The sequence below is a fragment of the Rhizobium sp. CB3090 genome (assembly GCF_029714285.1).
Classification (GTDB): domain Bacteria; phylum Pseudomonadota; class Alphaproteobacteria; order Rhizobiales; family Rhizobiaceae; genus Rhizobium.
Genome location: NZ_CP121663.1, coordinates 1,202,653 through 1,224,282 on the forward strand (window position 1 = coordinate 1,202,653; position 21,630 = coordinate 1,224,282).

The following is a 21,630-nucleotide window of genomic DNA, read 5'->3' on the forward strand; positions in this document are numbered from 1 at the left end:
CCCTTATGCAATGTCAGACAGCGCCGAGAAAGCCCGTTCGGAACGAGTTAGGCCTCCTGAACAAAAAAATCGTTGCACAAATTGGAATACTCATTATACCAGATCACGAGTTGACGCCACGACAAAATCGTTGGCGAGAGGAGCAACGGCTGCTTATGAGCATTACCATTACCTACCGCATCGAGACCGCCGGCCACATCGAAGCGATGGCCGACAAGATTGCCAGCGATCAGTCGACGGGCACCTTCGTGCCGGTTCCCGGAGAAACCGAAGAGCTGAAATCGCGGGTGGCGGCACGAGTCCTGGGTATTCGGCGGCTGGAAGATGCCGAGCGGCCGACATGGCCCGAAGTTGCCGCCGGGCACGGTCCTCTTCATCGCGCTGATGTCGACATCGCCTTTCCGCTCGATGCCATCGGCACCGATCTTTCCGCGCTGATGACGATCGCGATCGGCGGCGTCTACTCGATCAAAGGCATGACGGGTATTCGTATCGTCGACATGAAGCTGCCGGGGGCCTTTTACGGCGTGCATCCGGGTCCGCAATTCGGTGTTGCCGGCAGCAAGCACCTGACGGGCGTAGAAGGACGTCCCATCATCGGTACGATCGTCAAACCGGCGCTCGGCCTTCGCCCCGCCGAGACGGCCGAACTGGTCGGCGAGCTCATCCGCTCAGGCGTGGATTTCATCAAGGACGATGAAAAGCTGATGAGCCCCGCTTACTCGCCTCTGAAGGAGCGTGTCGAGGCGATGATGCCGCTGATCCTCGATCACGAGCAGAAGACCGGCAAGAAGGTGATGTATGCCTTCGGCATTTCCCACGCCGACCCTGACGAGATGATGCGCAACCACGATCTCGTCCTGAAGGCCGGCGGCAATTGTGCGGTCGTCAACATCAACTCCATCGGTTTCGGCGGCATGAGCTTCCTTCGCAAGCGCTCCGGGCTGGTGCTGCATGCCCATCGTAACGGCTGGGACGTGCTGACGCGCCATCCGGGCGCGGGCATGGATTTCAAGGTCTATCAGCAGTTCTGGCGTTTGCTCGGCGTCGATCAATTTCAGATCAACGGCATACGCGTCAAATATTGGGAGCCGGACGAAAGCTTCGTCGAGTCCTTCAAGGCCGTCAGCGCGCCGCTGTTCGATCCGTCCGATTGCCCGCTCCCCGTTGCCGGCTCGGGTCAATGGGGCGGCCAAGCGCCGGAGACCTACCAGCGGACCGGCCGCACCACCGATCTGCTCTATCTCTGCGGCGGCGGCATCGTCAGCCACCCTTTCGGACCAGCCGCCGGCGTCCGTGCGATCCAACAGGCGTGGCAGGCCGCCGTCGCAGACATCCCGCTCGAGGTCTATGCGAAGGACCATCCGGAACTCGCCGCTTCGATCGCAAAATTCAGTGACGGCAAAGGCGCATGATGGCGACGGGCAATCTTCTGATCAGCTATTACGGGGACGATTTCACCGGCTCGACCGACGTGATGGAAGCTCTGGCTTCGAACGGCGTTCCGACGGTGCTTTTTCTTGGCATTCCGGATGCTGCGCTGCTGGAGCGCTTCAGCCAATGCCGGGCGATCGGCATTGCCGGCACAAGTCGCAGCGAGACCCCGGAGTGGATGCAACAGCATCTTGTTCCGGCATTGCGATGGCTTAAGGGGCTCGAAGCGAAGATATGCCATTATAAGGTCTGCTCCACCTTCGATTCCAGTCCGGCGATCGGCAATATCGGCAAGGCGATCGAAATCGGCAGGGAGCTTTTTTCGCAATCCTCCGTGCCGGTCGTCGTTGGTGCGCCGCAGCTCAAACGCTATACAGCCTTCGGCCATCTTTTCGCAGCCTATCAAGGCCGAGTCTACCGCATCGATCGCCATCCGGTCATGAGCCGCCATCCGGTCACACCGATGGATGAAGCCGATCTGACGCTGCATCTCGGCAAGCAGACCTCCCTCCCCGTCAGCCTTGTTGATGTCGTGACCCTGATGGCCACGGATGCGAATGATCGGGTCGACGAATGTGCGGCCGAAACAGCCGGAATCATACTGATCGACGTCGACAGCGCCGAAACACAGGCCGCTGCGGGAACTCAGCTTTGGCGCCGCGCAGCAAAGGACGGACCCTTCGTCGCCGGCTCTTCCGGCATCGAATACGCGCTTCTGAATGCTTGGCGTCGCGAAGGTCTGATTGGCGAGCGTCCTGTTTTTGCCTCGCCCGGAAAGGTCGAACGCCTGGCCGTCGTCTCGGGCAGCGTCTCGCCGACGACGGAAAGGCAGATACGTCACGCAATGACGGATGGTTTCGATGGCATCGATCTCGATCCTCTGGCGCTTGTCGGCGAAAGCGGTGACCGGGCGATCGACGATGCCGTCCATGCCGGCATTGCCGGCCTGAAGACAGGCCACAGCGTCATCCTGCATACGGCGCTTGGCCCTTCCGCCGACCGCGGCAGCGCGATTGACCGCGTTCCCGGCGCCCGGCATCGGCTCGGACAGGCCCTTGGCATCATCCTGCGGCGCCTGGTTGAAAGCGAAAAGCTGGGCCGCGCGGTCATCGCCGGCGGCGACACATCGAGCCATGCGCTCAGGGAATTGCGCGTCGAAGCACTGACGACGCTACTCCCTCTTCCACAGACACCAGGGTCGCCGCTCTGCATGGCTCACGGCAGCTACGCCCCGACCAATGGACTGCAGATCGCGCTGAAAGGCGGGCAGGTGGGAACCAATGGCTATTTCCTGCAGATCCGCGATGGAAGCAGCGCTTAGAAAAATGAGGTTTATACATTTCGGATAATGGAGTGATCATTGACTCATTATACCACTTGCGATACCACAATTTGAAATCGACGAGGAAGAAAACATGACTGCAATTGCTCTTTTCGGTGCCGGTGGGAAAATGGGGTACCGGCTCGCCAAAAACCTCAAGGGTTCGCGCTTTGATGTTCGCCATGTCGAGGTAAGCGATGCCGGTAAGGCGCGCCTGAAGAACGATCTCGGTCTGTCATGCGTGTCTGTTGATGAAGCCCTCAATGGCGCCGAAGTCGTCATTTTGGCCGTGCCGGACACGGCCATCGGCAAGGTCGCCGCCGGGATCGTCGACAAGCTGAAACCCGGAACAATGGTGGTCGCGCTCGATGCCGCAGCACCTTTTGCGGGCCACCTGCCGAAGCGCGATGACCTCACCTATTTCGTCACCCACCCCTGCCATCCGCCGATCTTCAACGACGAAACCGATATGCAGGCGAAGAACGACCACTTCGGCGGCCTGTTCGCCAAGCAGCATATCGTGTCCGCGCTGATGCAAGGGCCGGAAGCTGCCTATGCGCTCGGGGAGGAGATCGCCAAGATCATCTGGGCGCCGGTCATGCGCTCGCATCGGGTAACTGTCGAGCAGATGGCGATGCTCGAACCGGGGCTCTCGGAAACCGTGTGCGCATCGCTGCTCGTCGTGATGCGGCAGGCCATGGACGAGTGCGTCGCGCGCGGTGTGCCGGAACAGGCTGCTCGCGATTTCCTGCTTGGCCACATGAATGTCCTCGGCGCCGTGATCTTCAACCAGGTCGAGGGTGTGTTTTCGGATGCCTGCAACAAGGCGATCGAATTCGGCATCCCGGCCCTGATGCGCGACGACTGGAAGAAAGTTTTCGAGCCCCAGGAGATCGCAGAAAGCATCCGCCGCATCACCTGACCAAATCCCGGGAGGGCTCGCCCCTCTCTTCTTCGCCCTGCTGGGAATGGGGCCTGTTTCATAATTGGGAGGAAACCATGAAACTGACACGCAGATTGACTCTTGCCGCCTTTGCCGGCGCGCTTGCATTGGGCACCGCAATGCCTGCCTTTTCGGCAGATCTGATCGCCATCATCACGCCCGCCCACGACAATCCGTTCTTCAAGGCGGAGGCCGTCGGCGCCGAAGCCAAGGCGAAGGAATTGGGCTACGAAACGCTGGTCATGACGCATGACGATGATGCCAACAAGCAGTCGCAAGTGATCGACACGGCGATCGGCCGCGGCGCCAAGGCTATCATCCTCGACAATGCCGGTGCCGACGCGACCGTAGCTGCCGTCAAGAAGGCCAAGGATGCGGGCATCCCCTCCTTCCTCATCGACCGCGAAATCAATGCCACCGGTGTCGCCGCCGCCCAGATCGTCTCCAACAACTATCAGGGTGCGCAGCTCGGCGCGCAGGAATTCGTCAAGCAGATGGGCGAAAAGGGCAATTATGTCGAGCTGGTGGGCAAGGAATCCGACACCAATGCCGGCATCCGCTCGCAGGGCTACCATGACGTCATCGATGACTATCCGGACCTGAAGCTGGTCGCCAAGCAATCGGCAAACTGGAGCCAAACTGAAGCCTATGCGAAGATGGAAACCATCCTGCAGGCGAACCCTGACATCAAGGGTGTGATCTCGGGCAACGACACCATGGCGATGGGCGCGATTGCCGCACTTCAGGCTGCGGGCCGCAAGGATGTGATCGTCGTCGGCTTCGACGGCTCCAACGATGTGCGCGACTCGATCAAGGCCGGCGGCATCAAGGCGACCGTGTTGCAGCCTGCCTATGCACAAGCCCAGATGGCGGTTCAGCAGGCCGATGCGTACATCAAGAACAAGACGACCCCTAAGGAAGAGAAGCAGCTCATGGACTGCGTTCTCATCACGGCGGCAAACGCCGACAAGCTTGAGACCTTCGCGCTGAAAAATTAACGGCGGACCAAGCATTGCGGAGGGCGTGGCAAAGCCACGCTCTCCTGACGTTTTCTGTGAGATGAGGTGCATTGCATGTTGAGGATCAGAGGCGCCGTTGTGGCCCTCATATTGGCCGCAGCACTGCCCGGCTGTAAGATCATCAAGACGCCGACGGCCGAGGAAAAGGCGGCGCAGGCGGCAAAGAGCGCCTTCGATCCCGCGGCCAAGGTCGACGCGATCTGGCAATCGCAGGCGGTACCCGACCTTGAAAAGCGTGCCGGCGATCTCAAGGCGGTGATGCAGGCTGCGGCATCGAACCCGGACGAGGCCGGCGCAAAATACGGCAATCCGCGGAAGCAGAGCACATCTCCTTGGACCTATGCCGTGAAGCTCAAAGGCAAGATTGTCGCCGCCGACACGGCGTCCCGTGCCGCAACGCTCGACGTCGATGTCGACGGTGACGGCAAGGCCGATGCGAAGGTTCAAATCGGTCCGGCAATCCGCGGCACGGCATTACGCGATGCTTTGGATTTCGTCGACTTCAACGAATTCAAGAACCAGATCGAATGGGCGCAATTCGGCAAGGCTTTCAATGAGAAGGTGAACACGTCCTTTCTCGCCGCTCTGCCGAGGGACGGCCTGACGGGAAAGACGGTCGAGGTAACCGGCGCATTTCCGCTGCCCGCATCGGGCCAGCTTCCCCTGATTACCCCGTCGGCGCTGACGCTGGGACAATGACAATGAGCAACACGACCCAGGAAGACATCATCCTTCGTCTAGAGGACGTGTCCAAGGTTTATTCGGGCATCGTCGCGGTCAAACGCGCCAACCTCGAACTGCGGCGCGGCGCGGTCAATGTGCTGGTCGGGGAAAATGGCGCTGGCAAATCGACGTTGATGAAGATCATCGCCGGAGTAGAACGTCCGACCGCCGGCCGCATCCTCCTGGAGGGCGAAGCCGTCCATTTCGACAGTCCCGCCGACGCGCAGGCGCGCGGTATCGGCATGATTTTCCAGGAGCTCAATCTTTTCGCCAACATGACGGTCGCCGAGAACATTTTCACGACACGCGAAATCACTCGCGGCGTTTTCGGCATCGACCACAAGGCGCAGATCAGCAAGGCCAACGAATTTCTGAAGAAGCTGGATGCAGGCATCAGCGCCGAGACCATGGTCGAGGATCTGCCGATTGGACAGCAGCAGCTTGTCGAAATCGCCAAGGCCATTTCGCTCAATGCCCGCATCCTGATCATGGACGAGCCGACATCGGCGCTTTCAGCGGCTGAGGTCGACATTCTTTTCAAGGTGATCGCCGAACTGAAGGCGCAGGGCGTCGCGATCGTCTATATCTCCCACCGGCTGGAAGAGCTGATGCGGATCGGCGATTACATCACCGTGCTGCGCGACGGGCAGATCACCGGCCAGGCGATGGTACGCGATATCGATACGAGATGGATCGTCCGGTCGATGATCGGATCGGATGCCAAGGATTTTGCCCGGGACGGCGGCCACGCGATCGGCAAGGAAGCCTTTCGTGCAGAAGACGTCAGTCTGCCGCGGCCGACCGGCGGCCTTGCCGTAGACCACGTCTCGCTCTCCGTTCGCGCCGGTGAAATCCTCGGCATATATGGTTTGATGGGCGCAGGCCGCAGCGAGTTTTTCGAATGCGTCATGGGCCGGCATATGCATTCCACCGGCAAGATCTTCATCGACGGCGTCGAGGTCCATGAACGTGACACGACCCGCCGTATCAGGCGCGGCCTGGCGCTGATCCCGGAGGATCGGCAGCGCGAGGGTCTGGTGCAGGTGCTCTCCATCGCCAGCAATCTGACGCTTGCAAGCCTCGGCCGCTTCGCCCGCTTCTTTCATATCGATGCCGGCGCGGAAAAGCGCGCCATTCGCGACATGATCCGAGATCTCTCCATCAAGGCGCCCAATCCCGATTTCGAAGTGACATCGATGTCCGGCGGCAATCAGCAGAAAGTCGTCATCGGCAAGGCTTTGATGACGGACCCCAAGGTTCTTCTGATGGACGAGCCGAGCCGGGGCATCGATGTCGGCGCCAAGGCCGATGTCTTTCGCACCATGCGCAGGCTTGCCGGCAAGGGTCTCGCAATCCTGTTTTCAACCTCGGACCTTGAAGAGGTCATGGCGCTTTCCGATCGGATCGCTGTCTTGAGCAACGGCCAGTTGGTCGCCGTTTTCGACAGAAACGAAGCGACGGAAGAGGCCATCGTCGCCGCATCGGCCAAGGGACACGGACATACAAGGGAACTCGCGTCATGACCGCGGATACATCTTCTTCATTTGCGGCCAAGCGGTCGAACGGCTCCATTCTCCTGACGTTGATGAAGCTCCGGACCTTCATTGCCCTCTTTGCCGTGATCATCTTCTTCGCCATCTTCGCGCCGAACTTCACCTCGACGGCGAACATGATCCTGATGTCGAAACACGTTGCGCTCAACGCCTTCCTGGCGATGGGCATGACTTTCGTCATCATCACCGGCGGCATCGACCTTTCGGTCGGCTCGATCGTCGGCCTATGCGGAATGGTCACCGGCGCTTTGATCCTCAACGGCGTCGAATTGCCGATCGGATATACGGTCTACTTCAACCTCTATGAGATCGTGCTGATCACCCTTGCCGTCGGTATCGTCATCGGGCTGATCAACGGGCTGCTCATCACCAAGCTCAACGTTGCGCCCTTCATCGCGACGCTTGGAACGCTGTACATCGCGCGCGGCATGGCGTTGCTGTCTTCCGACGGCCAGACCTTTCCGAACCTCGTCGGCAGGCCGGAATTCGACACGACCGGCTTCGATGTCTTCGGTGCGGGAAGGCTGCTCGGTCTCCCGGTTTCCATCTGGATCCTCATCGTTCTGGCATTGCTCGCCGCTTATGTCGCCCGCTCGACACCGATCGGCCGGCATATCTTTGCCGTTGGCGGCAACGAGCGCGCGGCGCGCATGTCGGGCATTCGCGTCGATCTGGTGAAGATCTTTGTCTACATGTTCTCCGGATTGTGCGCTGCGATCGTCGGCATCGTCATTTCGTCGGAGCTGATGGCGGCGCATCCGGCGACCGGCGAAAGCTTCGAGCTCAACGCCATCGCCGCGGCCGTCCTCGGCGGCACCTCCATGTCCGGCGGACGGGGGACGATCGGCGGCACGATCATCGGCGCTTTCGTCATCGGCATCCTCTCAGACGGATTGGTGATGATGGGCGTCTCCTCCTTTTGGCAAATGGTCATCAAAGGGCTGGTCATCATCATTGCAGTGGTCGTCGACCAGGCGCAACGCCGTCTCCAGCAGCGCGTCACACTCATGCAAATGGCAAAGGCGGGTTGAGATATGGCGGAACTCAAGGGTGCGCTCATCGGCTGCGGCTTCTTCGCGGTCAATCAGATGCATGCGTGGAAGGACGTCGATGGCGCTGAGATCGTCGCGATCTGCGATCGTGATCCCGCGCGGTTGAAGATTGTCGGCGACCAATTCGGCATCGAGCGCCGCTACAACGATGCGGCGGCGCTTTTCGCCGATGGCGGCTTCGATTTTGTCGATATCGCGACAACGGTGCAAAGCCACCGTGCTTTGGTGGAAATGGCAGCGGCCCATAAGGTCCCGGCCATCTGCCAAAAGCCTTTTGCGAAGACGTTGAGCGACGCCAAAGCCATGGTCAAAGCTTGCGCCGACGCGGCAATCCCCCTGATGGTTCACGAGAATTTCCGCTGGCAGACGCCGATCCAGGCATTGAAGGCCGTCCTTCAATCGGGCGCGATCGGCGAGCCGTTCTGGGGCCGCTTTTCCTTCCGCTCCGGCTATGATGTCTTTTCCGGCCAGCCCTATCTTGCCGAGGGCGAGCGCTTCATCATCGAAGATCTTGGTATCCACACGCTCGATATCGCACGCTTCATCCTGGGCGACGTCGCGACACTCACCGCGCGCACCAAACGGGTCAATCCGAAGATCAAGGGCGAAGATGTCGCAACGATCATGCTCGACCATCAGAATGGCGCGACCTCGATCGTCGACGTCAGCTATGCGACCAAGCTTGGGACTGAGCCTTTTCCCGAAACGCTGATCGAGATCGACGGAACGCTGGGAACGATCCGGCTCTCGCAAGGCTATCGTCTCGAGGTCAACAGCGCAGAGGGCACGGCGGTTTCGGATGCCTCGCCCAGGCTACTCTCCTGGGCTTCCCGCCCGTGGCACAACATCCAAGAAAGTGTCCTGGCCATCCAACAGCACTGGACAGACCGCCTCGCATCCGGCGGCGAAACGTCCACATCAGGCGCGGACAATCTGAAGACCTTTGCCCTTGTCGAAGCAGCCTATGACAGTGCCGCTCACGGGAGGACAGTCGATATTGGGGCAATGTTGCGATGACCGCTGAAATCGACCCGTTTCAACTTTATGGTACGCGCGAAACCGAAGTGCCGCCGCAGCGGCTTACCGCCGGTAGGCTTGCCGTCGACTTCAAAGACGGCAACCTCCGCACGATCACCTATGATCGAAAAGAGGTGCTCCGCGCCGTCTCTTACCTCGTGCGCGACCGCGATTGGGGCACTTACGCTCCGCGAATATCGGACTTGAAGATCGATCAGGGTCAGGACGGATTTTCGGTAGCTTACCTTGCGCACTGCACCGGGCCCGACGATACGGCGCTTGAAATCCGTATGCATATCTCCGCCAAGACCGGAGGTGCCTTGATCTTCGAAGCGGAAGCGGTGTCGAAGACTGGGTTCGAGACGAACCGTTGCGGATTCTGCATACTGCATCCGATCGTCGGCGTTGCCGGAACACCGGTCTCGGTGGAGCATGTCGACGGTCGCCGCGAGGACACGCGCTTTCCCGATCTCATCGAACCCTGGCAGCCCTTCAAGGACATGCGTGCGATTACGCATACTGTCATGCCGGATGTCACGGCGGAATGCCGCATGGAAGGCGATACCTTCGAGATGGAAGACCAGCGCAATTGGTCGGATGCTTCCTATAAAACCTATGTCCGCCCCCTTGCCCTCCCCTGGCCTTACCAGATACCGGCTGGCCAACCTGTCAGCCAGCGGATTATCCTGAGCTTTGCCGACAAGCGGCCAACGCTGAGTGCCCCTGCATCCGTCCGGCCTGAAGGCCGCGCGGTCACGATCACAGAAGGGAACAAGCGCGGCACGATGCCGTCGATCGGGTTGGTGATCACGCCGGAAGAAGCGAAGGCGACGCTTGAGGCACGCGACGTACTGGCGGAGATCGGGCCGCAAGAATTGCTCTTTCATTTCGATCCAAATGCCGGCCATGACGCTACCGCCTTCAAAGCGATCGGTGCCATTGCAAAGCTGCACGCCGGTACGTCGACACTTGAAATCGCATTGCCATGTCAGTCGCCGCTTGCCGAGGCGCAGGAGATCGCAACCTGGATGAATGCGGCGGGTTTCAAACCGGACGCAATCGTCGTATCCCCTTCCGTCGACAGACAATCCACTCCTCCGGGCAGTCAATGGCCAGCATGCCCGCCGCTTGAGGAGGTCTATGCCGCAGCACGGTCCGCCTTTCCCGAGGTGCGGCTTGGCGGCGGCATGCTCAGCTATTTCACCGAACTCAATCGCAAGCGCGTTCCCTCCGGACCACTCGATTTCATCACCCATTGCACGAACCCGATCGTCCATGCGGCCGACGACCTCAGCGTCATGCAGACGTTGGAAGCGCTGCCGTTTATCACCCGCTCGGTCCGTGCCATCTATGGCGACAAGCCCTATCGCATCGGCCCCTCCACCATTCCGATGCGCCAGAACCCCTATGGCAGCCGGACCATGGACAATCTCGGCGGTCGCCGCATTCCGATGGCAAACAGGGACCCCCGGCACAATGGCCGTTTCGCGGAAGCCTTCGCACTCGGCTATGCGGTTGAAGTGCTCGATGCCGGATTGGAATGCCTGACGCTTTCGGCTCTGACGGGGCAGTTCGGGCTGATCGCCGGCAAGGACGAACCCTCTCCAGCCGGCGGCAAGCGCCCGATCTTCAACACGGTCGCTATGCTTGCCCGGCTTGCTGGTAGCCAATGGCGGGAATGCGTCTCATCCGATCCGACTGCCGTTCTCTCCTTTGTCGCGGCGCCGGTTGATGGAGCCCCGCAAATGCTGCTGGTGAACATCACTGCCACGGCGCAGCAGGTCGAGCTTGGATCCTTCCGCCTCGCCGAGAAAGGCGAGAGCGGCAGCCTGACGCTGCAGCCTTTTGCCGTCCATTCGATCGCTTTGAAGGATTGACCTGACATTCGAGAAGGGCAACTTAGTCTTCCGAAACGAGATGACCGGGAGGACTCACGTGAAGACGAAGAAGCTTATCAATGATGGCGCGGCCGCCGTGGACGAGATGCTGGCGGGCGTTCTGGCGGCTCACCCCCGGCACCTCCGCGCCGTCGAGGGATCGCCGCGCTCCATCGTCGCAAATGAGGGGCCGCGGCCCGGCAAGGTCAGCCTGGTCATTGGCGGCGGATCAGGGCACGAGCCGACCTTCCTGGGTTATATCGGCAAGGGGCTCGCCGATGCCGCAGCCATCGGCAATGTCTTTGCCTCTCCGCCACCCGATCCGATCATCGAGTGCGCCAAAGCCGTTAATGGTGGTGCCGGCGTGCTGTTCATGTATGGCAATTATGCCGGCGATGTCATGAATTTCGATATGGCAGCCGAAATGCTCGCCATGGATGACATCGAGGTCCGCACCGTGCTGACGACGGACGACATCGCCTCCGCACCCATCGAGCAGAAGGAGCGCCGTCGCGGCGTCGCCGGCAACGTCTTCATCTTCAAGGCCGCGGGTGCGGCCTGCGATCTCATGTACGGCTTTGACGACGTCGAGCGTGTTGCACGCTTCGCCAATGAACGCACCTACACCATGGGCGTCGCGCTCTCGCCTTGCTCCCTGCCGCAGACACGGAAACCGAACTTCGAGATAGGGCCCGACGAGATGGAAATCGGTATGGGCATCCACGGCGAGCCGGGCGTCGCACGCGGACCGATGCGATCCGCGGATGAGGTCACGAGCGAGCTGGTCGGCAAGATCCTCGACGAGATGAAGCCGGCGCGTGGCGATCGGGTCGCCGTACTCGTCAACTCATTGGGTTCGACGCCGCTCATGGAACTCTACATCATGATGCGCAAGCTCAAGGCGATGCTCGACGATGCAGGCCTTGTCATTCACCTGTCGCTGGTCGGCAATTACTGCACGTCGCTGGAGATGGCCGGCGCATCGATTACGCTGATGCATCTGGACGACGAATTGCAGCGGCTGATCGATCACCCTTGCGATTGCGCGATGTTCCGCTCCGGCGAGGCGCTGCAATGACGACGGTCTCAACGGAAGACCTGAAGGCCCTTTTCGTGCGGATCGCGGAGGCGATGGCACGCGAGAAGGATCGCCTCTGCGAGCTCGATGGCGTGATCGGTGATGCCGATCATGGCATCGCCATGGAGCTCGGTTTTTCGGCCGCCGCCAAAGCGGTTGCGGAGCTGGATTCCACGACTGTCGATCCGACGCTGGTCTTCAATACGGCAGCGAAATCCTTCCTCAATGCTGTCGGAGCCTCTTCCGGCCCGCTCTATGCGACAGCCCTGATGCGCGCAGGCGCAGTCGCAAAGGGGAAACCATCCCTGAACGACGACGACATGGTCGAGGTATTTGCGGCCTTTGCCAAGGGCATTCAGGATCGGGGCAAGGCGGAGCTCGGCGAAAAGACGATGGTCGATGCCTGGGCGCCCGCTGCTGCAGCCTGTCGAGCCGCCCGGGATCAAGGCTTGCCCCTTGCTGAATGTTTCACTGATGGCCTCAAGGCTGGTGAGGCGGGGGCCGAAGCGACGAAGGATATGATCGCGGCAAAAGGCAGGTCATCGCGCCTCGGCGAGCGGGCTCTCGGGCACATGGATCCGGGAGCGGCCTCGGCTGTGGTGATTATATCCTGCTTTAAGGCCCACTTCACGTCAGAGTGATGATGACCTCATCATACCAGTTGACATGTTGATAACGATTTGTCAAAACCACCTCAGCTTTGCTCAGAGGAGGACTGGAGATGGCTATCAACTCCAAATATGCGCGTTGGTTCGCTGCCGCTGCGATGGCTGCGGCAGCGTTTTCGGCGACCAATGTCGCTGCGGAAGACCTGACGCTGTGGACGCTCAATTTCGACAACGGCGCGGCAAACGGTGCCCTCAAGAAAGTGGCGACGGATTTCGAGGCGGCCAATCCCGGCACCCATATCGAAATCGTCCAGCGCGGCGTCGATGAACACAAAACTGCGCTTCGCGTCGCGGCAGGCTCGAGCAAGGGCCCAGATATTTATTTTAGCTGGGCTGGGCTTGGTCTCGGCGGCGAATATGTGAAGGCCGGCCTGTCGCTGCCGCTCGACAAGTACTATACGCAGTACAAGTGGAACGACGAGCTGCTTCCGTCTGCTGCTGCCTTTGCCGATCTCTATCCGGGCGGCAAGCATGGCGTCCCCTTCACCTTCAAGGGCGAAGCAATCTACTACAACAAGAAGCTCTTCCAAAAGGCCGGCATCACTGGGGAGCCGAAGACCTACGAGGAACTGCTGGCGGCGGCCGACAAGCTCAAGGCGGCTGGCATTCCTGCCTTCACCTTCGGCGGCTCGGTCAACTGGCACGTCATGCGCCTGATGGACGTGCTGCTTGAAACCAAATGTGGCGCCGATAAGCACGACGCGCTGATGGCCATGAAGACCGATTGGACCAAAGAGCCCTGCGCGACCGATGCCTTCACCGATTTTGCCAAGTGGACCAAGGACTACACGCTGAAGCCCTTCATGGGCATCAGCAACCAGCAGTCCTATACCCTGTTTGTTGCCGGCCGTGCCGCGATGATGCTCGAAGGCGACTGGCTGGTCAGCCAGTTGAGCGGCAGCAAGGTCAACCTCGACGATTATGGCGTCGTGCCGTTCCCGACGAACACCAACCGTCTCTATGGCTTTGCCGAGTACAATTACATCAGCACCAAGAGCAAGGATCCGGATCTCGCTGCCAAGTTCCTCGACTATTTCCTGTCGACCAAGGTGCAGCAGGATCTCGTCGGGCAGATCAGCTCGATTTCGGTCAACAAGAATGTCCAGTACACCAACCAGAAGCCGCTCGAGGCGAAATGGCTGGATATCTTCAAGACCTACAGCAAGGTCTACATGAACGGCGATCAAGCCTTCCCGCTCGATGTCACCACCGAATACTTCCGGGTGATCAACGACGTCGCTTCCGGCAATATCCAGCCGGCCGATGCTGCCAAGCAGTTGCAGACCTTCATCGCGGGTCGCACCTGATCTCTCGAGGGAAGCCACCACTCCGATTGCGAATCGCGGCGACGGCTTCCCTCATACGATGCCCACGCGTCAGTTGCCGCCGGGAGCAATCAGAATGTCATTCCGCAATCGAACACATGACCCGCGCGTTCAGGCAGCGATCCTGCTCGCCCCGGCCATGCTGATCTACGCGATTTTCGCGCTTTATCCGATGCTGAACGTGGTGGTGCTGAGCTTCCAGAAATGGAACGGCCTCGATCCCCAGCGCCCGTTCGTCGGCATGGCGAACTATCAATATATCTTCACGCAGGATCCCGTCTTCTGGGTCGCCTTCCGCAACACTGTGATCTGGACGATCATGTGCGTGATTTTTCCGCCAATGATCGGCCTGCTGCTGGCGCTGAGCCTCAACCAGAAGCTTTTCGCCCGCAATACCTTCCGGGCGATTTTCTATCTTCCGGTCATCATCGCCCCGATCGCGGTCGCGACCATGTGGAAGTGGATGTACGATCCCTTTTTCGGCCTCTTCACCGAGATCCTGACCTCGATGGGGCTGCAGGACTGGATCCAGGACTGGCTCGGCAATAAGGACATTGCGCTCTATTCGGTCTTCGTCGCCTATCTCTGGCAATCCGTCGGCTTCTCCATGGTCCTGTTTCTCGCGGGCCTGCAGAATGTTTCACAGACGCTGGTCGAGGCCGCACGCATCGATGGCGCCGGTCGCTGGAACATTTTCCGCTATGTCACCCTCCCCGCACTGCGCACCACGCTGACGATCGTCCTGGTGCTATCAGTCATCTCGTCGCTAAAGGCCTTCGACATCGTCTATGGCCTGACGGGTGGGGGACCGGCGCAATCCACGCAGATGCTGGCGCTCTGGGCCTTCACGCAGGCCATGCAGATCTTCGATTTCGGCCGCGGCGCTGCGATCTCCGTCGTTCTGCTGCTCATCACCATCGCCATCGTCATTCCCTACCTGCGATGGACGCAGAAGCATGAGGAGGCCGAACAATGACGGCTGCATCGGCAACATCCATGTCGGACGGCTTCGAGACCGTCATCCCCGCAAAGCGCAAGCGCGATCCTGTCCTGATCGGCTTGTGGATCGCTCTGCTCCTGGTCGCCGCGATCTGGCTTGCGCCCTTCGTCTTCATCGTCTTCACGTCGCTGAAAACGCAGGCCGATGTGACGACGACGGGCGCCTTCGTGCCACCGCTCAATCCGGCCTTCGACAACTATTCGAGCGCCTGGGGTCGCGGCAATTTTGCCAGCGCCTTCCTGAACAGCACGATTATCACCGTGATCAAAGTGCCGCTCGGGCTCATCCTGTCGGCGATGGCGGCCTATGCGCTTGCTAAGATCCGGCTGAGGTTCAGCAAAGTACTGCTGCTCCTCGTCGTCTTCGGCACGATGATCCCCTTTCAGGTCATGCTGGCGCCGCTGTTTACGCTGGTCAACTCGCTGGGCCTCATCGATACCTATCCCGGCGTGATCCTCCCCTACATCGCCTTCGGCGTGCCCTATCAGGTCTTCATTCTGCATGGCTTCTTCAGAGGCATTCCGAAAGAGCTGTCGGAAGCCGCGCTGATCGACGGCGCAAGCCATTTCACCATCTTCCGCCGGATATTTCTGCCGGTCTGCCTGCCGGTGCTTGCGGCGCTGTTGATCCTGGATTTCGTTTCCACATGGAATGAATTCGCAATGGCGCTGGTGCTTCTGCAGGATCAGCACATGTGGACGCTGCCGCTCGGGCTCATGTCGTTCCAGGGGCAGTTTTCCAATGATTACGGGCAGTTGAATGCGGCGATCGTCATGACCGTGCTGCCGGCGACGCTCGTCTACCTCATCTTTCAGCGCTACTTCGTCTCCGGCCTCACCTCCGGCGCTGTCAAGGGCTGATCATCAACCGAATTGGCAAGTCTTTCGAGGAGAATATCATGTCCAGTGCAACCGTCGAAAAATGGGGCGTCTTCGAGGCGGCTTTCAACGGCCCTTCGGGCGGCAATCCCTATCTCGACGTGGCATTCGATGCCGTGTTCAGCCAGAACAGCCGCGAAATCCGCGTGCCCGGCTTCTATGATGGCGACGGCGTCTATCGCGTGCGCTTCATGCCCGACAATGAAGGGGAATGGTTCTTCCGCACGCGCTCGAAGACGGCAGACCTAAATGGCAAGACCGGCTCGTTCGTCGCGACCAAGCCGTCTGAGAGCAATCACGGCCCGGTGCATGTGCGCAACAAGTTCCACTTCGCCTATGCCGACGGCAAGCCTTTCCTCTCGTTCGGCACGACCTGCTATGCCTGGACGCATCAGCCATTGGAGATGCAGGCACAGACGCTGGAGACGCTGAAGAAGTCGCGCTTCAACAAGATCCGCATGGGCGTCTTCCCAAAGGACTATCCCTACAACGTCAATGAGCCGCTTTACCCCTGCTTCGAAAAGGGTGCCGACGGCAAAGAGGATTTCGACAGGCCGAACCCCGTTCTCTTTCGGCACTTCGAAAAGCAGGTGGCCGCGCTTTGCGAGCTTGGTATCGAAGCCGATATTATCATGTTCCATCCCTATGATCGCTGGGGCTATGCCGACATGTCGGCAGAGCAGGACTTCCGCTATGTCGCCTATCTCGCCGCGCGGCTTGCCGCCTACCGGAACGTCTGGTGGGCGCTCGCCAACGAATACGACTTCCTCCTCGACACCAAGCCGCTGCAGCAGTGGGACCGCTATTTCCATATTCTCGAAGAGAACGATCCCTACGGCCACCTGAAGTCCATCCATAACGGCGAGCCGACGATGAACTTCGATCATCGCAAGCCCTGGGTGACGCATACCTGCATCCAGAACTGGGATGTGAAGCGCACGCAGGAATGGCGTGAAGCCTATGGCAAGCCCGTCGTCAACGACGAGCCGGAATATGAAGGCAACATCATCCAATCCTGGGGCAACCTGACGGCACAGGAGCTGGTGCATCGCTTCTGGATCACGGTGACGCGCGGCGGCTATGCCGGCCATGGCGAAACCTATTCGCATCCGCAGGATCTCATCTGGTGGGCCAAGGGCGGCGAGCTCCGCGGCGAGGCATGGAAGCGCATCGGCTTCCTGCGCGATCTGCTGGAGCAGGATGTCGTCAATGGTCTCGAGCCGATGGCGTCCTTCGGCGAATGGCCTTGGACCCGCGTTTCCGGCGCACGCGACGGTGATATCAGCTACATCTACCTCGGCGAACACCAGCCCGTCGTCTGGTCGACTGGCCTGCCCAAAGACGGCAGCGATTACGATGTCGACATCATCGACACCTGGGAAATGACGAGCACGCCCGCCAAGAAAGTCGAAGCTCCGATCCCGCATCCCACCCGGCACGGCCCGATCGTACGCGGCGGCAAGGCGGATGCGGCCTTCGGCGTCGAACTGCCGGGTAGGCCATACCAGGCCCTTCGCATCCGCAAGAAGAACTGATCGGGTCTACAGGAGGAATTTCATGTCCGGATTGGCCATCAAGAACGTCAGGAAATCCTATGGAGCGGTGGATATCATCCATGGCGTCGATGTCGATATTTCGGACGGCGAATTCGTCATTCTCGTGGGGCCGTCGGGCTGCGGCAAGTCGACCCTTCTGCGGATGATTGCTGGGCTGGAGGAAATCACCGGCGGCGAAATCTCGATCGGCGGCCGTACGGTCAACAACCTGCCGCCAAAGGATCGCGACATCGCGATGGTCTTCCAGAACTACGCGCTTTATCCGCAGATGACGGTCGCGCAGAACATGGGCTTTGCACTGGAACTTGCCGGCGTAAAGCGTGCAGAAATCGACCGGAAAGTCGGCGAGGCGGCAAAGATCCTTGGCCTGCAGCCGCTGCTCGGCCGCAAGCCGGCGCAGCTTTCGGGCGGCCAGCGCCAGCGCGTCGCCATGGGGCGCGCCATCGTGCGCGATCCCAAGGTCTTCCTGTTCGACGAACCGCTTTCCAACCTCGATGCCAAATTGCGCGTCAAGATGCGCGCCGAAATCAAGGCGCTGCATCAGCGGCTGAAGACAACGATCGTCTATGTCACGCATGACCAGATCGAAGCGATGACCATGGCCGACAAGATCGTCGTGCTGCAGGGCGGGAAAGTCGAGCAGATCGGAACGCCGCTCGAGCTTTACGACCGGCCAAGAAATATTTTCGTAGCGGGCTTCCTTGGGTCGCCGGCGATGAACTTCTTGGAAGGCAGGCTTGCCGGCGGATCGAATCCGAGGCTGCTGCTGCAGAGCGGCGCTGCGATCGAACTGTCAGCAGCTCCGGATCAATCGGACGGCAGAGAGGTCGTCATCGGCATCCGTCCGGAGGACATAACCTTTGCCCGCGAGGGCGGCGTGCCAGCCAAGGTTACTGTCGTCGAGCCGACAGGCTCGGAGACGCATGTGGCACTCGATCTGGAAGGGCGTGAACTGACATGGGTCATGCGCGAACGCGCGGAATTGACGCCTGATCAGATGGTGAACCTCTCTCTCAGATCGTCGAACGTCCACTTCTTCGACAAAGGAACCCAGCAGCGCCTGTAGGAATTCGCGTCATTATCGCGGCGCGCGCCTCTCGGCATCGCTCATCACCGTCAGGACACGTTTTACGAAGGCAGCGCCATCGAACTGCTTTGGCGCTCCCGTAGTGGAATGATCCGGCCGCTCGAATATGAACGCTTCGACATTGACCACCGGCAAGTGCAGGCGGCTGCGCACCCGTCCGATCATCGCCGTATGCGTCACGACAACCTGGCAACCTCTCGGTTCGAATTCCGCATCCATCCCGGAAGCCGGAACGGCCGCAACCGTCAGCCCGCGGGCGGACAGGACCGAGCCGATACGCGTGGCGACCTGCGGATTGTCGAGGCAGATCAGCACATCCGCCTGACCGGCTCTGAAGGAGAATCTAAAAGCATCCAGCGACCTCTCATTCAAACTCGGCCGAACATAGTGCTTTTCGGTGTAACGCAGTGTTGTATCTTGTTGCGTTTTGTTTCAGCGGCGTGAAGCATCTGCAGCTCGCAGCGAAGGACTTGGCCGCCGCAAACTAAAAGAATTTGCCGCAATATAATGCAACACATGCGGTCAGTAAAAGCTGGTTTCCTCTGCCTGCTCGATTCGAGCAAGGAGGCAGAATGTGAAGCCAACCAGCAATGCGGGACAGAGCAATCCGGGTCCAATTTTGAATGGATCGACCGTTCTTAAGCGCTTTCTCGGCAGCCAGAAACGTGTCTATCTCTGTAGCCTCTGCCTGTGCTGCAATCTGATTTTCTGCACGATTGGCGCGAGTCCCCGTCAGTTCATCATTTTCAACATTCTCATGCTTCTGGTTTTCGGCGCCAAGACCATGGAAGCCGAGCCCCTCGATATCGAGACCTCCTCCACAGCAACCGGCAATCGGAATCCCGCTGCCCGTGACTGGAGACCTATACTGAGCTTTTCAGTTCAACTGCTTGTCGCCTGTTATGCGGTAACGGTGCTTATCGACAATCTTGCCGCAACCTCGATACTGCTCAGTTCGATCCGCTAAGGAAGTTCCAGCCGGAAAGTAACCGCGGCGGATTGCCGTGAATGCATTTTGCGGGAATGAATTCGCGCACCCTATCCCTTTGTTTTTACGCATTCCAGACGGAAAACCGCTTCGCACTTTTCCTGGAAGTGCTCTAGGCTGTGGTGACGATTTAACTATTTAAGCCAGATCATGATGCTTGCGATCTTGATGAAGCCGAGGAAGTTGGCGGCGAGTTTGTCGTATCGCGTTGCGATGCGACGCCACTGTTTGAGCTTGGCAAAGAAGCTCTCGATGCCCCATCGCTGTTTATAAGCAATGCGATCATAGCCATGCTGATACTTGCGATGACGACGCGGCGGGATGACCGGCTCGCCGCCTTGGTCAAGGATGATGTCGTGCAGGCTGTCGGCATCGTAGGCGCGGTCAGCGAGCACCTGGTTGGCAGGCAATCCCCGCACGAGATCACAGGCCGGCGCCATATCGTTCTGCTGGCCTGGGCCAAGGTGGAAACGAACCGGTAGCCCGAGTGCATCCACTACTGCATGGATTTTGCTACCAAATCCGCCACGGGAACGACCGAGAGCCTGGGCTTTCGTTCCCCCCTTTTACGGCGCCCGCCAGCCGCTTGTGCCTGCGCCCGGATCACCGTGGCATCGATCGACAGCCACTCCATGTCCGGAGCGGCTGTCACCGCTTCGAAAATCCGGTCGAATACGCCCTGTTCGATCCAGCGATAGTAACGTCGTTTGACCGTCTGATAGGGGCCGAAACGATCTTCAGGCAAGTCACGCCAACGTGCACCGGATCGGGCCAGCCACAAGATCGCATCGAAGAACCGGCGCCCGTCGCTGCGGGGGCCGCGTCGACCTTTGCGCCCGCCGGGAACGAACGGCTTCAGACGCTCCCATTGATCATCTCGAAGAATTTCACCATCCATCGCCGACCTCCAAAAGTCAGCGTTGAATCTGATTTGCTCCCAAAACGGAACCCCAATTCCTTAATTCGTCACTACAGCCTAGCATCCAAGAGATTCGAGGAGAGGATTTCATATGTATCTCGGTACGCAGTTTCAGGCGCGGGACGATGATGATTATCGCGTCATGGCGCAGTTGGGCGTCAGGCACGTCAATGCCGATCCCGCCGGAAATCCGCACGACTGGACGCTCGATATTCTGAAAGCCCACCGTGAGCATATCGAGAGTTTCGGTCTCATCCTCGATATGATCCAACTCCCGATGAGCTCACGGGTGATCGAGGAGCAACACAGCCCGGACATCCTGACGGCCGGGCCGAACCGCGACCGCCAGATCGACTCCATCTGCCGCTTGATCGAGAATGCCGCCGCCGTCGGCATTCCCTCCGTCAAGTACAATCTGAACATTATCGGCATCCCACGCACCGAATTGGAAATCGGTCGCGGCGGGTCGAGAAACGAGGCCTTTCGCTGGGACAAGGCCGATCACGATGCGCCGCTTTCGATCGCCGGCGTCCTCAGCGAGGAGGAAAACTGGGAGTGTATCGATTATTTCCTCTCACGTGTCGTTCCGGTCGCCGAATCCTGCAAAGTGCGGCTTGCCTGCCATCCGCACGATCCATACACGCCGCCCGGTTATCGCGGGGTCACACGCGTTCTCGGCAGCATCGAAGGCCTGAAGAAGTTTGTTCAGATGCACGAGAGCCCCTACCATGGGCTGAACTTTTGCCAGGGCACAGTCGGCGAGATGCTCGATAATCCGGCCGAGGAAATTTTCGACGTCATCCGCTGGTTTGGCATAAGAGGCAAGCTCTTCAACGTCCACTTTCGCAATATCCGCGGCCGCAAGCTCTCCTTCATGGAGACCTTTCCGGAGGAAGGCGACATGGACATGTGGCGTTCGCTGAAGACCTACGCCGACGTCGGCTATCAATACATGATCATGCCGGATCATGTGCCGCGCGTTTCAGGACGCGACCCGGAAAACACCGCCTTCGCTTTCACCTATGGCTACATTGCCGCCATGTTGCAGGTTCTGGAAACCTTAGGGTTACCTAACCGCTAGAGATCAGATCGACCGGCTTCCATTGTTCGCTTTTCCGCACAAGCCGTACTGATTGCATCGGATTTTCATGCACGACTACAGCGCCTATCTTCCTGTCATCTCTTGAAAGGA

19 protein-coding genes and 1 pseudogene are annotated in these 21,630 nt (G+C 59.6%); 18 read left to right on the top strand and 2 right to left on the bottom strand.

What is annotated here, in order from left to right; translation table 11 throughout:
• Positions 1-155: 155 nt before the first annotated feature.
• The 16 genes and pseudogenes from oiaX (at position 156) to ugpC (ending at position 18,510) form a co-directional block, all read left to right on the top strand.
• Positions 156-1,415, top strand: a complete 1,260-nt coding sequence (oiaX, locus tag QA646_RS24280) for a 3-oxo-isoapionate-4-phosphate decarboxylase OiaX (RefSeq protein ID WP_283059292.1) — start codon at positions 156-158, stop codon at positions 1,413-1,415.
• Positions 1,412-2,755 (top strand): four-carbon acid sugar kinase family protein, encoded by a 1,344-nt coding sequence (locus tag QA646_RS24285; protein WP_283059293.1) that lies wholly within the window; start codon positions 1,412-1,414, stop codon positions 2,753-2,755. Before oiaX ends, QA646_RS24285 begins: the two co-directional genes overlap by 4 nt.
• A gap of 94 nt (positions 2,756-2,849) precedes the next feature.
• Positions 2,850-3,677: a phosphogluconate dehydrogenase C-terminal domain-containing protein gene (locus QA646_RS24290; RefSeq protein ID WP_283059294.1), complete on the top strand. Its 828-nt coding sequence runs from the start codon at positions 2,850-2,852 to the stop codon at positions 3,675-3,677.
• Between the two features lie 77 nt (positions 3,678-3,754).
• Positions 3,755-4,696, top strand: a complete 942-nt coding sequence (locus QA646_RS24295) for a D-ribose ABC transporter substrate-binding protein (RefSeq protein WP_283059295.1) — start codon at positions 3,755-3,757, stop codon at positions 4,694-4,696.
• A gap of 75 nt (positions 4,697-4,771) precedes the next feature.
• Positions 4,772-5,416 (top strand): DUF2291 domain-containing protein, encoded by a 645-nt coding sequence (locus QA646_RS24300; RefSeq protein WP_283059296.1) that lies wholly within the window; start codon positions 4,772-4,774, stop codon positions 5,414-5,416.
• Positions 5,413-6,963 carry a sugar ABC transporter ATP-binding protein gene (locus QA646_RS24305; protein WP_283059297.1) on the top strand — a complete coding sequence of 517 codons (1,551 nt, stop codon included), beginning with the start codon at positions 5,413-5,415 and terminating at the stop codon, positions 6,961-6,963. The genes QA646_RS24300 and QA646_RS24305 overlap by 4 nt, the downstream gene beginning before the upstream one ends.
• Positions 6,960-8,024, top strand: coding sequence for an ABC transporter permease (locus tag QA646_RS24310; RefSeq protein ID WP_283059298.1), 1,065 nt, complete (start codon positions 6,960-6,962; stop codon positions 8,022-8,024). Before QA646_RS24305 ends, QA646_RS24310 begins: the two co-directional genes overlap by 4 nt.
• Positions 8,025-8,027: 3 nt before the next feature.
• A complete protein-coding gene (locus QA646_RS24315; protein WP_283059299.1) occupies positions 8,028-9,062 on the top strand; it encodes a Gfo/Idh/MocA family oxidoreductase in 1,035 nt (344 codons plus the stop codon).
• On the top strand, positions 9,059-10,939 hold the full coding sequence (locus tag QA646_RS24320; protein WP_283059300.1) for a hypothetical protein: 1,881 nt from the start codon (positions 9,059-9,061) through the stop codon (positions 10,937-10,939). The genes QA646_RS24315 and QA646_RS24320 overlap by 4 nt, the downstream gene beginning before the upstream one ends.
• A 58-nt stretch (positions 10,940-10,997) precedes the next feature.
• On the top strand, positions 10,998-12,017 hold the full coding sequence (locus QA646_RS24325; RefSeq protein ID WP_283059301.1) for a dihydroxyacetone kinase subunit DhaK: 1,020 nt from the start codon (positions 10,998-11,000) through the stop codon (positions 12,015-12,017).
• Positions 12,014-12,658, top strand: a complete 645-nt coding sequence (dhaL, locus tag QA646_RS24330; RefSeq protein ID WP_283059302.1) for a dihydroxyacetone kinase subunit DhaL — start codon at positions 12,014-12,016, stop codon at positions 12,656-12,658. The genes QA646_RS24325 and dhaL overlap by 4 nt, the downstream gene beginning before the upstream one ends.
• Positions 12,659-12,738: 80 nt before the next feature.
• The gene (locus QA646_RS24335) at positions 12,739-13,992 is read left to right on the top strand and encodes an extracellular solute-binding protein (protein WP_283059303.1); all 1,254 of its coding nucleotides are present in this window, start codon (positions 12,739-12,741) and stop codon (positions 13,990-13,992) included.
• Between the two features lie 94 nt (positions 13,993-14,086).
• Positions 14,087-14,986: pseudogene (locus QA646_RS24340) on the top strand (sugar ABC transporter permease); the annotation flags it as partial.
• On the top strand, positions 14,983-15,870 hold the full coding sequence (locus tag QA646_RS24345; RefSeq protein WP_283059304.1) for a carbohydrate ABC transporter permease: 888 nt from the start codon (positions 14,983-14,985) through the stop codon (positions 15,868-15,870). The pseudogene QA646_RS24340 and the gene QA646_RS24345, both read left to right, overlap by 4 nt.
• 38 nt (positions 15,871-15,908) lie before the next feature.
• Positions 15,909-17,423 (top strand): DUF5060 domain-containing protein, encoded by a 1,515-nt coding sequence (locus QA646_RS24350; RefSeq protein WP_283059305.1) that lies wholly within the window; start codon positions 15,909-15,911, stop codon positions 17,421-17,423.
• A 22-nt stretch (positions 17,424-17,445) separates the two neighbouring features.
• Positions 17,446-18,510 carry a sn-glycerol-3-phosphate ABC transporter ATP-binding protein UgpC gene (ugpC, locus tag QA646_RS24355; RefSeq protein ID WP_283059306.1) on the top strand — a complete coding sequence of 355 codons (1,065 nt, stop codon included), beginning with the start codon at positions 17,446-17,448 and terminating at the stop codon, positions 18,508-18,510.
• A 12-nt stretch (positions 18,511-18,522) separates the two neighbouring features.
• On the opposite strand, the gene QA646_RS24360 is transcribed toward ugpC, so the two are convergent.
• Positions 18,523-18,903 carry a hypothetical protein gene (locus QA646_RS24360; RefSeq protein WP_283059307.1) on the bottom strand — a complete coding sequence of 127 codons (381 nt, stop codon included), beginning with the start codon at positions 18,901-18,903 and terminating at the stop codon, positions 18,523-18,525.
• A gap of 202 nt (positions 18,904-19,105) precedes the next feature.
• Between QA646_RS24360 and QA646_RS24365 the strand changes: the two genes are divergently transcribed.
• Positions 19,106-19,498, top strand: a complete 393-nt coding sequence (locus tag QA646_RS24365) for a hypothetical protein (protein ID WP_283059308.1) — start codon at positions 19,106-19,108, stop codon at positions 19,496-19,498.
• A gap of 155 nt (positions 19,499-19,653) precedes the next feature.
• Here QA646_RS24365 and QA646_RS24370 read toward each other — a convergent pair.
• Positions 19,654-20,417 (bottom strand): IS5 family transposase gene (locus QA646_RS24370; protein ID WP_283055990.1). Its coding sequence is split into 2 segments (ribosomal slippage): positions 19,654-20,087 and positions 20,087-20,417, totalling 765 coding nucleotides; the frame shifts between segments, so codons are not numbered across the junction.
• 112 nt (positions 20,418-20,529) lie between these two features.
• Here QA646_RS24370 and QA646_RS24375 point away from each other — a divergent pair.
• Positions 20,530-21,519, top strand: a complete 990-nt coding sequence (locus tag QA646_RS24375; RefSeq protein WP_283059309.1) for a mannonate dehydratase — start codon at positions 20,530-20,532, stop codon at positions 21,517-21,519.
• Positions 21,520-21,630 lie beyond the last annotated feature (111 nt).